Genomic DNA, 12,762 nt, shown 5'->3' with positions numbered 1-12,762 from the left:
CCCCACTCACCCTACGAGTACAAAAGCCTCAAAAGGGATCCGCGCGTCTTACGGATCCCTGACGTCCGCCACCGTTCCCGCCGTCGGCCGAAGGCCGGGTGCGAGACTCGACGACGTGAAACACGTACTCGTCGTCGACGACGACGCCACCGTGTCCGAGGTCGTCGTCGGTTACCTGAACCGGGCGGGCTTCGGCGCCGAGGTGGCCTTCGACGGACCCTCCGCCGTGGCCCTGGCCGCCGTCCGGGCGCCGGACCTCGTGGTCCTGGACCTGATGCTTCCCGGCATGGACGGCCTCGAGGTCTGCCGCCGCATCCGCGACAACGGCCCGATCCCCGTGATCATGCTGACGGCGCGGGGCGACGAGGAGGACCGCGTCCTCGGGCTGGAGGTCGGGGCCGACGACTACGTCACCAAGCCCTTCAGCCCCCGCGAACTGGTGCTCAGGGTGGCGTCGGTGCTGCGCCGCACAGGAGACCGCGCCGGGCGGGGTGCCCCGGACGGATCCGGGCTGCGTGCCGGCACCCTCGCCCTGGATCCCGGCGCCCGCCGTGTCACCCGCCACGGAGCCGAACTCGCCCTGACGATCCGCGAGTTCGATCTGCTGGAGTTCTTCCTCCGCAATCCCGGACGGGCCACGAGCCGGGAGGAGCTCATGCGCCGGGTGTGGGGCTGGGAGTTCGGCGACCTGTCGACGGTCACCGTCCACGTCCGACGGCTGCGGGAGAAGATCGAGGTGGACCCCGCGCGCCCCCGCCTGATCAGCACCGTGTGGGGCGTGGGCTACCGGTTCGACCCCCCGGCCGCGGACGAGGGAGCCCTCGATGGTGCATGACACCCTCCTCATCGTGGTCTACGCGGCCATCGGCGCCGCCGCCGCCGGGTTGCTCGGCACCGGCGTTCTGCGGCTGCTGCGCAGCCGCTCGGTGGCGCTTTCCCTGGCGGTGGTCGCGGTCGTCACGGTCGCGGCCATGCTCGCCGGAACCATGCTGGTGTCCTGGGCCATGTTCCTGTCCGACCACGACCTGTGGGTCGTGACCATGGTCTGCTCCATCGCGGCGGTCGTCTCACTCGCGGTGGCCCTCGCGCTCGGCCGCGGGGTCGTCCGCGGCAGCCGGGCTCTGGCCGAGGCCACCCGCGCCCTCGGCGACGGCGGCGGTTTCACACCGCCCGCCGCCGCACCGACAGCCGAACTGGCCGAACTGGGTCGTGAACTGGCCGCCACGAGCGCGAAGCTCTCGGCGTCCAGGGAGCGGGAGAGGGCCTTGGAGGAATCCCGCCGCGAACTGGTCGCCTGGATCTCCCACGACCTGCGCACCCCCCTCGCCGGACTGCAGGCCATGACCGAGGCCCTGGAGGACGGCATCATGGACGATCCGGGCGTCTACCACTCCCGCATCCGCGCGGAGGTCGAACGCATGAGCGGCATGGTCGGCGACCTCTTCGAGCTCTCCCGTATCCAGGCCGGCGTCCTCGCCCTCAACACCACGCGCATGTCGGTCTACGACCTCGTGGGCGACGCGCTCGCGGGTGCCGCCACCCTCGCCAGGGAGCACGGCGTGCGCATCGTCGGGGACGGGGTCGAGCCGGTCCCGGTCGAGGTCGACGGCCGCGAGATGTCCCGCGTACTGGCCAACCTGCTCGTCAACGCGATCCACCGGACTCCCGCGGACGGCACGATCGCGGTCTCCGCACGCCGGGAGGCGAACAGCGTCGTGGTGTCGGTCACGGACGGCTGCGGCGGGATTCCCGCGGAGGACCTGCCGCGTGTCTTCGACACCGGCTGGCGCGGTACCGACGCGCGGACCCCGCCCGCCGGCGCGGGTCTGGGCCTGGCGATCGTGCGGGGGATCGTGGAGGCGCACAAGGGCCGGGCGGCGGTGTGCAACGTCCCCGGCGGTTGCCGGTTCGAGGTGCGGCTGCCCGCCGCCGCCTGAGACCCCTGTCGGCCGGGCGGACGGGCACGCCACCCCGTCAGCGGTCTTGCATCCCGGCCGACCAGCAGGGGCACGGTCCGACCTCGGAACTCGAAGGCTCCGGCGTCGAACGTGCTCACCAGCCGGCGGCTACGGAACCGAGCAGCCCCGGTTCCGTAGCTCCCATCAGGCGTCGCGCAGCGGAGCGGTCGCGAACTCCGCCATCCCCTCGGCGAACGCCACCCTCGGCCGCCAGCCCAGTTCCTCGCGCAGCCTGCGCGAGGTGGCCGTGACGTGGCGGACGTCGCCGAGCCGGTACTCGCCCGTCACCACCGGTGTCCGCGTGCCGTGCGCTTCGGCCAGGGCGGCGGCCATGTCCAGCACGGTGTGCGGCTCACCGCTGCCGACGTTGTACGCCCGCGCGGTCCCCTCCGGCAGACCGGGCAGACCGTCCAGGGCCGCGAGGTTGGCGCCGGCCACATCCCGTACATGGACGAAGTCGCGCCGCTGGCCTCCGTCCTCGAACACCCTTGGCGCCTCACCCCGCTCCAGCGCAGAGCGGAACAGCGAGGCGACGCCGGCGTACGGGGTGTCGCGCGGCATCCCCGGGCCGTACACGTTGTGGTAGCGCAACGCGATCACCCGTCCGCCCACCACGCGCGCCCACGCGGAGGCGAGGTGCTCCTGCGTCAGCTTGGTGGCGGCGTACACGTTGCGCGGATCGAGCGGGGCGTCCTCGGCCACCAGCCCGGACGCCAGCGGTTCGCCGCACCGCGGACAGGGCGGCTCGAAGCGCCCCGCCCGCAGGTCGGCCACCGTGCGCGGTCCCGGGCTCACGGCACCGTGCGACGGGCACTCGTAGCGTCCCTCGCCGTAGACCACCATCGAACTCGCCAGCAGCAGCGATCCGACTCCGGCCTCGGCCATGCCTGACAGCAGCACCGCCGTGCCCAGGTCGTTGCAGCCGACATAGGCGGGCGCGTCGCCGAAGTCCTTGCCGAGGCCGACCATCGCCGCCTGATGGCAGACCGCGTCCACGCCCCGCAGCGCCCGGGACACCGCGGCGGCGTCCCGGACGTCCGCCTGCCGCCAGTCCACCCCCGCGGGGACGGGCGGGGGAGTGCGGTGCGCGGCGGGCAGCAGCGCGTCGAGGACGCGCACCTCGTGCCCGGCGCCGGTGAGTGCGTCGGCGATGTGCGAGCCGATGAAGCCCGCGCCTCCGGTGACCAGGATCAACATGCCTCGACCGTACGGCCGCCCGCCCGCCCGGCGACCGTACTGCGCCGACACGTCAGCGGTTCGTAAGCCTTCCCGCCGCACGCGACCGCCGGCGGCTGCGAAGAGCACTCCGCAAGACCGGTACGAGGGCCGCGACCACCGCCACCGCAAGCAGCGTGACCAGCCAGTTGCGCGGATAGTCCAGGGGCAGGACCGAAGGGTTGGCCGGCTTCCCGGGGCGCAGCAGCACCGGCAGGGCGACCGCCGTCAAGGCGCCGCCGACCAGCAACGCCCCGCGGACAGCGCCACGGACGCCCCCGCGAACCAGTGCCGACCCGATGAGCAGAACCAAAGGCGCGATCAACACGTCGTGCAGCAGCACCGCCCCGCCGAGCCAGATCAGCACACCCGTCACATCTCGCACCTCCACCAGGAGGCAGCCGCCCACGCCCGCGAGCACCAGACCGACCGCGCCCGTGAGGCGTCGCGTCACGCTCACCCTCACACCGTCACCTCCAGCCTGCCGACCCACTTGGTCTGCAGCACACCCGGCCGGTTCGGCGCGATCAGACGCACCGGGTAGCCGTGGTCCGGCGTGAGTTCCTCACCGTTCAGGCGCAGGGCGAGCAGGGTGAGCGGGTCGCGCGCGTACTCCCGCCCCATCTCGGAGACCCGGTAGCCGCCGTGCGTCTCCAGGGAGACCGCCCGTACCCCGGCGTGCGGCGGGGCCCCCACGAGGTCCAGGAGGTCCGCCACCCGTACACCCGCCCAGCGCGCCGACTTGCTCCAGCCCTCCACGCAGGCGATCGGCAGCCGCGCCTCGTACTGGGGGAGGTTCCTCAGCTCGTCGAGTGTCAGCGTGCGGGGCCGCGGTCCGGTGACCGTCAGGCGGAAGCGGTCGGCCGTGATCAGCCCGACGCCGGCCGCGGCGGCGGTGCGGTTGACGGGCAGGCCGCTCGGGCCGTGGTCCGGATGGCGGGGCGCCAGCAGGGTGAAGCCCTTCAGCGGGGTGAGGGACTGGCCCACGGTGGTCACCGTGACCGCACCGGCCGCCGCCGCCACCGCGGCCAGCAGCGAGCGCCGGTCGGGCCCGTCCTCCTCGGGCAGCGCCAGGGTTCCCGGCGACCGCCGGCCCCAGTGCGCGCGGATCTCCGGGGCCTTGACCGCGAGGTGCAGCAGGACCGATCCGGCCGCCAGCCAGGCCACGGCATAGTGCACCGGTGCGAAGGAGAACGGCCACGGGTACCACTGCGCGGTGTTCAGCAGACCGGTGGCCACCTCGAAGACCGCCGCCGCCACGAGCACGGCCACCGACGACCGCTCCAGGGCGTGCCGTACTGATCGGACCGCGGGCCAGGAGAACAGCCGCGGGTACACCGTCCACAACTTCGCCAGCAGCAGCGGGACCGCCGCGACACCCGATGCGACGTGCAGGCCCTGCGTCAGCCGGTAACCCCACACCGGACGGCTCGGCAGATCAGGGGACAGCCATGCCGGCGGATGCTGCAGCACATGGCTGATCAGACCGGTGGCGAAACACACCATGAAGGCGATCCCGAGCCATCGCCCGATCGACGTCGCCGTTCGGGCGTCGTGCAGCCTGCCGTTGAACCGCGGGGGGAGCAAACGTGATCTCATGCGTCCATCCCAGCCGCCGCCACGCCGCCGCGGAACACCCGAGCCCCTTACGGAACAGGGACGTCCCAGCCTTCACCAGGCCGCCGCCGAGGCGCCGTGGCGTCACACGGTCGCCAGGGCCACGGGCGGGCAGCCACATGGGCTGCCGGTCGTCGAGGGAATCGGGGAAGCGCGGCCGTGGAGCGATCGAATCGGCAACGGCTCCAGCACCGCCCCCGGCCGCCACCTCGCTCAGCCGGGCCCAGGTTGGACGTCGCGCCTCACCCTGCCCGGACCTCGTCATCAGGGCGAGCCCCCGGGATCCGCAGGCGGGCACCAGTCGGTCGGCGACCGGATCGACGACGTCCTGCGTGCCGGTCGCCTGCGTCAGAGTCGCCGCCAGGTGCATCAGCCGGTACCGCTCGGCTGCCGCGGCGCCCTCGGAGGCTGTGCCTCGTCGCCTGGCGCCTGCCGGTGGATCCGGCCCAGCTTGAGGGCGAAGAGCAAGGCGGACACGCCGAACAGGATGGCGGTGACGGCGAGCCACCGGCCGATGTAGATGGCGTCGGTGAGCCCGGTGGCGCCTCGGTAGGGGCCGGGAAGCCGGAAGATCAGGGGGAACCAGACCAGGAGCAGCACTCCGGACAGGAAGGAAGGCACCCGCAGGTAGTTGATCCACGCCGGTGTCGGCATGTGCCGGGCCCGGTGCCGGAGCACCGAGCGGGCCGAGAGGTCGGCGAGCGAGTAGAGCGGCAGCAGGATGAGGTCGTGCAGGACCGCCGCCCCCACCAGCCAGATCGCCACTTCGACGGGCCGCTGTGCGAACAGCCGGACGCAGGCGTAGCCGGTGACGGCAAGTGAGCAGATCAGGACGAGCAGGTGGAGGGGGTTGGCGCCGTACCAGCGCGGGAAACGGGACATGATCACGTCCGGAAGGTGAGTCGGTGCACCCACTTGGTGTTGTTGACCCCGGGGTTGGCCGGCACGATGACACGCGCCGGGAAGCCGTGGTCCATGGACAGGTCCACTCCGTTGACCCGCAGGGCGAGCAGGGCCCGCGGGTCGTGGATCTGGTTTCCGCGAAGCATCACGGAGCTGTAGGGGCCGGGCGGCTGGACGGACTCGACCAGCACGCTCGCGGCGGTGCGCACTCCGCTCAGGGCCGCGAGATCGGCGAGCCGGAGGCCCTCCCAGTGCTGATCCGTGGTCGACCAGCCCTCCACGCACGCGATCGGCAGCGCCGCGGCGTACCGCGGCATGGCGAGCAACTGCTCGCGGGTGAAGGCCAGGGGCCGTCCGCTGCCGTGCAGCTCGAGCCGCCAGGCCGGGCCGACGAGTTCGGGGGTGACGCCGACGGACGCGGCGGTCTTGTTGATCTGGAAGCCGTTCGGACCGCTGCCCGGATCACGGTTGTGCGGCGCGAGCAGGGCGGTGTCCCGCAGTCGGCCACCGATGCTCTGCCCCGCGGTGACCACCAGCAGCAGGAGTGATCCGGCGCCGACCATCCCCACGGCGCCGCGACGACTCATGGTGGGAGCGGAGGGCGCGACCGGCACCAGGCCGTCCGGGTCGGGGGGCTCCGGCCGGGTTCCGGAGACCCCGGTGCGCAGTTCCCGGAACGGATCGCGACTGAGCAGCGCGCGCGTCATCCGGGGCAGTTTGAGGCTCACGTGGACGACGAACGCGGCGATGAACACCCAGGCGCCGTAGAAGTGCAGGGTGTAGAAGGAGCCGGGGAAGACGTAGAAGAGCTGCACATTGAAGATGCCGGTCACGAACTCGAAGATCACCCCGCCCACCAGCAGGAGCAGCGACAGGCGCTCGAGGGCGTGGGCGACCGACCGCAGCGGCGGCCACGTGAACAGTTTCGGGATGACCGACCACAGTTTGGCCAGCACCACCGGCACGAGGACGACGCCCAGCGTCACATGGACGCCCTGGGTCAGCCGGTACAGCCACTGAGGACGGGTCGGCCAGTCGAAGAGGTAGAACCCCAGCAGGCCCTTGTCGGGAGTCTGGTCGTTGATCGGCCCCAGGTCCGGGTTGTACGCGGCGTAGGAGAGCACGCCGGTCACGAACATCACCGGGATGCCGAACAGCAGTACGAGACCGAAGACCGAGGTCAGCCACGGCCCCCGGATGGGACTGCGCCAGAAATCGGGCCGTACAGGACCGGGAGGCGCAAGCGCCGAACGGATCCGCCGCCCGACCGCGCCCGCGCGGACGGACAGGGCCGGAACGATCCTCCTGCGGTGGCGCCGGGGGGCAGCCCGGGACTCCTCCGGACCTTCCGCGCGTCCGGCCGACGATGGCTGTCCGCGTCCGCTCATGAACCGACCCTCCGCAGCCAGGGCGCGCGCCGAGCAGGGCAGCGGCCGTGATCCAGCCACCCACACATATCCCGAGCTCGGCCGCAGATCGTCCCGCCGCCACCAAGGACCGGCAATCACCGACCGAAAGGACCTGTGATCGGGGCAGGCGAGTGACCTCTGCACACCCGACGGCGGCCGCGGAACACGGCTCCCGGCGACCCGGCCAGGAGCACTTGGGGGCAGTGACGATCGGTCGCTAGGGTGTCAGTAAGGCGTCAAGAAAAGGCGCCCGGTGTGCCGGGAAGTCTGGTCGGCGTTGTGGAGCCGTGTGCGCTCCGTCGTCGACACCCCGGAGGTTCGCCCCCTGTGGCCCCTACCCCCCCTTCCCGCCCTCCTCTGTTCCTCGGTGTGCTCCCGTGGCCGGAGCGGCGGGTGGTTGCCCGGGCCCTGCGGACGGAAACGGTCGGTGGGCTGGTCCTGCTGGCTGCCGCGGTGGTGGCGCTCGTGTGGGCGAACAGCCCGTGGAGCGGAGCGTACGAGGCGGTACGCGACTTTCACTTCGGCGTTCCCGCCCTCGGGCTGGACCTGTCGGTCGGGCACTGGGCCTCGGACGGGCTGCTGACGGTCTTCTTCCTGGTCGCCGGGATCGAGCTGAAGCGTGAACTCGTCGTCGGGGAACTCCGCACTCCGGCGACCGCCGCGCTGCCGGTCGTCGCGGCCGTGTCCGGGATGATCGTGCCCGCCGGGCTGTATGTGACGGTCGCCGCGCTTGGCGGCGGGAGCCTGCAGGGCTGGGCCGTGCCGATGGCCACCGACATCGCCTTCGCACTCGCCGTGCTGGCAGTCATTTCCACCCACCTGCCCGCGGCCCTGCGGGCCTTTCTCCTGACCCTCGCGGTGGTGGACGACCTGGGCGCGATCCTGGTGATCGCGGTCTTCTTCACCTCCGACCTGAACCTGTGGGCTCTGCTGGGGGCGGTGGCCGCGCTGGTGGTCTTCTACGGGCTCCAGCGGCTGCGGGTCACCGGCTGGTGGTGGTACGTGCCGCTGGGGCTGATGATCTGGGCGCTGATGTACAACGGCGGCGTGCACGCCACCGTCGCGGGCGTCGCCATGGGCTTGATCCTGCGCACCACACGGGACGACGACGAGATCGCCTCGCCTGCCGAGCGCACCGGGTTCCTGCTGCACCCGCTGTCCGCGGGGATCGCGGTCCCGCTGTTCGCGCTGTTCGCCGCGGGCGTCGCGGTCTCCGCAGGCGCACTGGGCGAGGTGTTCACCCGCCCGGAGCCGCTGGGTGTGGTCGTGGCCCTGTTCTGCGGCAAGATCATCGGCATCTTCGCGGGTACCTACCTCGCGGCCCGCTTCACCCGTGCCCGCCTCAACCCGGACCTGGCCTGGGCCGATGTGTTCAGCCTCGCCACCCTGGGCGGAATCGGCTTCACCGTCGCCCTGCTGATCGGCGAACTCGCCTTCCCCCCGGCCCAAGGGGAACATGTCAAAGCAGCCGTCCTCGTCGCCTCCCTGGCATCGGCCTGCGTCGCCTCGCTGCTCCTGCACCGGCGGAACCGGCTGTACCGGCGGCTGTGCGCGGAAGAGGACGTCGACGCGGACGGGGATGGCATTCCCGACATCTACCAGCGCGGCGACACGAGCCCCACAACAGCCCAACAGGCGGACTGAAAGCCGGGCGGCGGGCCCGCGCCGCAGCCGTGTGCAAGCGGCCGTCGTGCGCCGGGCGAGCGTGCGGAGCCTGTGGGGCTGCCCTGGGTGGCCTGCTCGCGGGGAGGAACAGAGGGACCGGGCCGCCACCGACCGTACCCGCCACGTGGTCCGCCCGGTCCGGGGTGTGCGCGCCCGATTTGAGGAAGCGGCCGGTGCCGGTGCGGGCCGTTCCGCCCAGGTCGCTCGTGTCCACGGGGGCGCCCTCCCCACGGCGAGAACCCCGCGGTCACGCTCGCGAGGCCGATCAGTCGATCGCGATCCAGGCGGCCGTCTGAGTGACGTCGCGGCGCGAGGGTGCCCCCGGAGCGCAGGGGGCACGCCGCCGTTCGGCACCGCTGATACCCCGAGGGCGCGGTGCGGGGCGGCGGGTCGCTGCCCGCCGCCCCGCCAAGGCCGGTCTGCTCGGTCAGGCGTCGGCGATGGGGGAGGTGCCCAGACGGACGTTGTCGATCGCCCAGAACCAGTTGTTGCCCGCGTTGAAGATCCGGAAGCCGACCTTCGCCGAGGTCGCCTCCTCGGGGACCGGGCAGGAGAGCCGGACGAGCCGGTTCTGCTGGTCCTCGCCCAGGTTGGTGTTCCCGGACGTCGCGCTGCTGTAGTGGAGCAGCCGGACCGGGGCGCCGGTGTCGAAGGTGACGGTGACCTCGGCCTCCTGCGGGCTCTCCTGCCGGTAGTGGGAGTCGAAGCCCAGGTGGAGGGTGGACGTGCCCGAGGGGATGGCCACCGCCGGGGTGCTGAGGGTCGAGTCGAAGCGGCCCCGGCCGGAGGGGCTGCCGGTGTCGTCCCAGTCGTCGGGGTCGGCCACGGCCACCACGCCGAGGGCCCGGCCGAAGGCGGGGCGGTCCTGCCCGGCGGGGAACCAGAACTGCTTGGACAGGAAGCTCCAGCCCTGCAGTTCCCGCGTACCCTGCGGCATGGCCGGGGCGTTGCTGACCGTCCAGCCCTCGGGGGCGGTCCGGGTCCAGCCCAGCAGTCCGGGCCGGCTCAGATCGGCCGCCGGGGCGAGCGCGGGGGCGAGGGACTCGAAGTCCTCCGCGAGCAGATGGCCGGTCATGACGGGACCGGTCCTGGCGGAAAGGGACGCCGACGCCTGCGTGGAGGCGCCGTTCAGCTGTGCGGCGACGGTCGCCCTGAGAGTGCCGGAGGTGCGGGCCGCGGCGGCGGGCGCGACGACGTCCCAGGCCAGCGAGGCCGACGAGCGGGCGGGCACCGATGTGGGCGTGCTGCCCTTCGCGGTCGAGGTCCAGCCCTCGGGGAGCGCCAGCGTGGCCGCGACACCGGTGAGGGGCGTGCCGCCGGCGTTGGTGACGGTGGCCGTCACGGTGAGGGGCCTGCCCGGCGAGAGCACCGTGCCGTCCGTTCCGGGGGAGCTCGCCGGACCGGTGAGCGCGAGGCTCATGGCCGGGGCGACCCCGGTCCTGACGCGGGCGTCGGCGATCCGGAGCAGCCCGTCGCCGTCGGCGTGCGCGGCGACGTCCAGCCGGCCGGTGGTGGCGTTCCCGGCGGGCGTGACCGTGAAGCGCACGTCGGCCGAGTCACCGGCCCGGAGCGCGGTCGGTGCCCCGCCGCCCCGCCGGACCGTCCAGCCGGACGGGGCGAGAAGGGCGACGGACAGGTCGTCGAGCCGGTGCCGGCCCTGATTCCGCACGGTGACCACGACATCGGTCGGGTTGCCCTGGGCGAACGGCGTGTCCAGGTTCGGCGGCGGCGCCGGAAGGCCGATGGCCGCGGCGAGGGCGGGGGCCGTGCCGGTCTCCGGATCGGTGACGCCGGGCCTGCCGTCGGCCAGACGGCCCGTCATACGCCGCAGGAAGGACGGGTCGTCCCGGTCGACGACGACCACGTCGTACCAGCCGTGGTCCGGGAGGCGCAGACGCACCGTGTGGGACCTGCCGGGCCCCAGGGTGACGGTCTCCACACGGTCGCCGTGGCCCCCGGAGTGGGCCGACTCGCCGACCAGGAACGTACGGGTGGTGGGGGAGGGGTTGGAGCACACCACCGTCACCTGGCCGGGCGCGGGGTGCTCGACGAGGTACGCCTCGCCGCCCACACCGGCGCCGCGCAGCTCCCACACCGACCAACCGGGGCCGTGGACCTGCAGGTCGTAGCCGTCGGCGCCGTACTCCACCGTCTCGTCGGCGCTCCTGCCCGCGGACACGGTCCAGGCCCGCGGGGCGGAGCCGTCGCCGGGGTAGGCGGTGAACGCCGCGCCGGTGCCGCCCTCGTTGCCGAGCCGCAGCTCCACCGCGGAGCGGGTGACCTGCGCACGCAGGGACAGCCGGTACGGGGAGCGGCGGGTGCGTCGGGTGCCGGACTCCTGCTCCGGGAGCGACTGGTCCTTCGGGGGTACGGGGTTCCACCGGCCTATCGGTGCCGGAACCGCGGCGGGCTGCTCGACCTCGGGCTGCCGCTGCGCGCGGTCGAAGTCGAAGGCGGAGGTCAGGTCACCGAAGACGCTGCGACGCCAGGGGCTGATGTTGGGCTCGTGGACGCCCGTCCACTTCTCCAGGAACCGGATGACCGAGGTGTGGTCGAAGGCCTCCGAGCTGACGAAACCGCCCACCGTCCAGGGCGACACGACCGTCATGGGCACGCGCGGGCCGGGACCGACGGGGCTGCCCTTGAACCAGTCGTCGCCGTTGCCCGAGGCCGGCTTCGGCGCGACCGGCGCGGGCACGTGGTCGAAGTAGCCGTCGTTCTCGTCGAAGTTGATGAACAGCGCCGTCCTGGACCAGGTCTTGGGGTCGCGGGCGATCGCGTCGAGGAGGTCGTAGACGAGGTTGGCGCTGCCGACCGGGGTGGAGCTGCCGGGGTGCTCGGACAGGGCCGCCGTCGGAACGATCCAGCTGACCTGCGGCAGCGTGCCCTTTGCGATGTCCGAGGCGAGCCGCCCGACGAGGGTGTCCGGCTCGGAGCGGTACGCGCCGCGCATGAACAGCCGCCGCTCGGCCTCGGTCAGCGCGTCGACGCCCCGCTGGAACTCCGCCAGCGCGGCCTTGCGCTGATCCGCGGTCCTGTCCCACAGGCTGTCGTAGAACTGCTCGGTGGTGGCGTACCCGCCGCCGACCCTGGCGAGGATCTTCCGCCCGATCTCCTTCCAGGGCCGGAAGTACTCCACCGCGTTGTCGGTGAAGTTGTCCCACTCCTGGTAGATCTGCCAGGAGACGCCGGCGGCCTCCAGGCGCTCGGGGTACGTCGTCCAGTCGTAGCCGGCGTGGCCGTAGTCGTACGCGGCGTTGGTGACGGCCCGGTTGACGCCGTCGGGCTCGTAACCGGTCGTGCCGGTCCACAGGTAGTTCCGGTTGGGGTTGGTCGAGCCGTAGACGGAGCAGAAGTAGGAGTCGCAGATGGTGAAGCGGTCGGCCAGTTCGTACTGCAGCGGGATGTCGTGCCGGTCGTAGTAGGCCATGGTGCTCTGGCTCTTGGCGGCGACCCAGTCGTTCCACCAGCCGTCGCCCCGAGCCTGGTTGGCGTCGGAGAACCCGTGCGCGAGCGATCCGAGGTACTGGATGTCGCTCTCGGGGCGGCCCGCGTCGAGCGCCGCCCGCCGGGCCGAGAAGGGCAGGACCTCGCCGCCGCCGGGCCGGGGCTGCTCGAAGACGGTTCCTCCGGTGGGCAGCCGCAGCGGAGTGCGGTCGCCGAATCCGCGCACGCCCTTGAGCGTTCCGAAGTAGTTGTCGAAGGAACGGTTCTCCTGCATCAGGATGATCACGTGCTCGATGGCCCGCATGCCGCCGCGCGGCATGGGCGCGGCCATCGCCTGGTGCAGCGAGGGGGGCAGCAAGGAAAGCGCGGTTCCACCGGCGAGGGCGCCGAGGACCTTACGGCGGGAAACGTCAGACATGCCCGGAGGCTAGGTCGCCTCCACCGCGTGACATAACCCTGGGTCACCGATCTTCGTCGACCGTTCACCGGGCGGCACCGGACGTTCCCCTGCCGGTCGGCGTGTCCACGCGCATTCGGCACGCGCGCCG

The 12,762-nt window shown here is 72.6% G+C and carries 9 protein-coding genes; 3 read left to right on the top strand and 6 right to left on the bottom strand.

Annotated elements, in window-relative coordinates:
- Nucleotides 1-115: 115 nt before the first annotated feature.
- Both PV342_RS04135 and PV342_RS04130 read left to right on the top strand, forming a co-directional pair.
- Nucleotides 116-835, top strand: coding sequence for a response regulator transcription factor (locus tag PV342_RS04135; protein WP_449706085.1), 720 nt, complete (start codon nucleotides 116-118; stop codon nucleotides 833-835).
- The gene (locus PV342_RS04130) at nucleotides 825-1,937 is read left to right on the top strand and encodes a sensor histidine kinase (RefSeq protein ID WP_329190438.1); all 1,113 of its coding nucleotides are present in this window, start codon (nucleotides 825-827) and stop codon (nucleotides 1,935-1,937) included. Before PV342_RS04135 ends, PV342_RS04130 begins: the two co-directional genes overlap by 11 nt.
- A gap of 165 nt (nucleotides 1,938-2,102) precedes the next feature.
- Here the strand turns inward: PV342_RS04130 and PV342_RS04125 are convergent, their stop codons facing one another.
- From PV342_RS04125 to PV342_RS04105, 5 genes are all read right to left on the bottom strand, one after another.
- Nucleotides 2,103-3,155, bottom strand: coding sequence for an NAD-dependent epimerase/dehydratase family protein (locus PV342_RS04125; RefSeq protein WP_500315825.1), 1,053 nt, complete (start codon nucleotides 3,153-3,155; stop codon nucleotides 2,103-2,105).
- Nucleotides 3,156-3,207: 52 nt separating this feature from the next.
- Nucleotides 3,208-3,633, bottom strand: coding sequence for a hypothetical protein (locus PV342_RS04120; protein ID WP_391578274.1), 426 nt, complete (start codon nucleotides 3,631-3,633; stop codon nucleotides 3,208-3,210).
- Between the two features lie 2 nt (nucleotides 3,634-3,635).
- Complete coding sequence (locus PV342_RS04115) at nucleotides 3,636-4,772, bottom strand: molybdopterin-dependent oxidoreductase (RefSeq protein ID WP_400806335.1); 1,137 nt, start codon at nucleotides 4,770-4,772, stop codon at nucleotides 3,636-3,638.
- A 387-nt stretch (nucleotides 4,773-5,159) separates the two neighbouring features.
- A complete protein-coding gene (locus tag PV342_RS04110; RefSeq protein WP_500315998.1) occupies nucleotides 5,160-5,672 on the bottom strand; it encodes a hypothetical protein in 513 nt (170 codons plus the stop codon).
- Nucleotides 5,673-5,674: 2 nt separating this feature from the next.
- A complete protein-coding gene (locus PV342_RS04105; RefSeq protein ID WP_500315824.1) occupies nucleotides 5,675-7,081 on the bottom strand; it encodes a molybdopterin-dependent oxidoreductase in 1,407 nt (468 codons plus the stop codon).
- A gap of 348 nt (nucleotides 7,082-7,429) precedes the next feature.
- Between PV342_RS04105 and nhaA the strand changes: the two genes are divergently transcribed.
- On the top strand, nucleotides 7,430-8,746 hold the full coding sequence (nhaA, locus tag PV342_RS04100; protein WP_500315823.1) for a Na+/H+ antiporter NhaA: 1,317 nt from the start codon (nucleotides 7,430-7,432) through the stop codon (nucleotides 8,744-8,746).
- 448 nt (nucleotides 8,747-9,194) lie between these two features.
- On the opposite strand, the gene PV342_RS04095 is transcribed toward nhaA, so the two are convergent.
- Nucleotides 9,195-12,632, bottom strand: coding sequence for a phosphocholine-specific phospholipase C (locus PV342_RS04095; protein WP_500315822.1), 3,438 nt, complete (start codon nucleotides 12,630-12,632; stop codon nucleotides 9,195-9,197).
- Nucleotides 12,633-12,762: the final 130 nt, after the last annotated feature.

It is taken from the genome of Streptomyces sp. PA03-3a (assembly GCF_033792735.1).
In the GTDB taxonomy this organism is placed as follows: domain Bacteria; phylum Actinomycetota; class Actinomycetes; order Streptomycetales; family Streptomycetaceae; genus Actinacidiphila.
This window is presented reverse-complemented; position numbering and strand designations above follow the sequence as displayed.

Coding starts and splice junctions, on each gene's coding strand:
- PV342_RS04130 (WP_329190438.1), top strand. CDS start 825: ATGGTGCATGACACCCTCCTCATCGTGGTCTACGCGGCCATCGGCGCC.
- PV342_RS04125 (WP_500315825.1), bottom strand. CDS start 3,155: ATGTTGATCCTGGTCACCGGAGGCGCGGGCTTCATCGGCTCGCACATC.
- PV342_RS04115 (WP_400806335.1), bottom strand. CDS start 4,772: ATGAGATCACGTTTGCTCCCCCCGCGGTTCAACGGCAGGCTGCACGAC.
- PV342_RS04110 (WP_500315998.1), bottom strand. CDS start 5,672: ATGTCCCGTTTCCCGCGCTGGTACGGCGCCAACCCCCTCCACCTGCTC.
- PV342_RS04105 (WP_500315824.1), bottom strand. CDS start 7,081: ATGAGCGGACGCGGACAGCCATCGTCGGCCGGACGCGCGGAAGGTCCG.
- PV342_RS04095 (WP_500315822.1), bottom strand. CDS start 12,632: ATGTCTGACGTTTCCCGCCGTAAGGTCCTCGGCGCCCTCGCCGGTGGA.